Annotated in this window: 1 protein-coding gene; it reads left to right on the plus strand. The window is 69.8% G+C overall.

The genetic code is table 11. From position 1 onward, the window contains the following. On the plus strand, positions 1 to 840 hold an 840-nt coding region (locus tag BIV28_RS19550), incomplete at both ends, for an alpha amylase C-terminal domain-containing protein (RefSeq protein ID WP_207556135.1).

An 840-nucleotide genomic window follows, 5' to 3' on the forward strand; every position in this document is an offset into this window, starting at 1 on the left:
CCGCGATCAAGGCCAAGCTGACCAACCCGAACGTCTTCTGGGTGCACGAGGTCATCTACGGCGCAGGAGAGGCCGTGCAGCCGACCGAGTACACCGGCTCCGGCGACGTCGACGAGTTCCGGGCCGCCTACGACCTCAAGCGGGTCTTCACCTCGGAGAAGCTGGCGTACCTGTCGAACTGGGGAGCCTCGTGGGGCTACCTGCCCTCGGGCAACGCCCGCTCGTTCGTCGACAACTGGGACACCGAGCGCAACGGCTCCACGCTGAACTACAAGGCCGGCTCGACGTACACGCTGGCCACCGTCTTCCTCCTCGCGTGGCCCTACGGCGCGCCGAACGTCTTCTCCGGCTACGAGTGGACCGACGTCGACGCCGGTCCGCCGCTCGGGGGCCAGGTCAACGCCTGCTACTCCGACGGCTGGAAGTGCCAGCACGCGTGGCGCCAGATCGCGAACATGGTCGCGTTCCGCAACACGGTGGCCGGCGCGGCCGTGACGAACTGGTGGTCGAACGGCAACAACGCCGTCGCCTTCGGCCGGGGGAGCAAGGGCTTCGTCGTCATCAACCGCGAGACCGGCCCGGTGACCCAGACCTTCCAGACCTCGTTGCCCGCCGGGACCTACTGCGACGTGACCCACGGCGACCCGGGCGCGGGGACGTGCTCGGGCCCCACGTACACCGTGGCCTCGAACGGCACCTTCACGGCGACGGTCGGCGCGGGCGAGCAGGTGGCGCTGCACGTCGGTGCCACCACGTCGCAGGCCGTCACCACCGGCGTCGCCTTCGCCGTCAACGCGACGACGGTCACGGGGCAGGACGTGTACGTCGTCGGCGACGTCG

The sequence above is a fragment of the Intrasporangium flavum genome (genome assembly GCF_001956915.1).
GTDB lineage: Bacteria > Actinomycetota > Actinomycetes > Actinomycetales > Dermatophilaceae > Monashia > Monashia flava.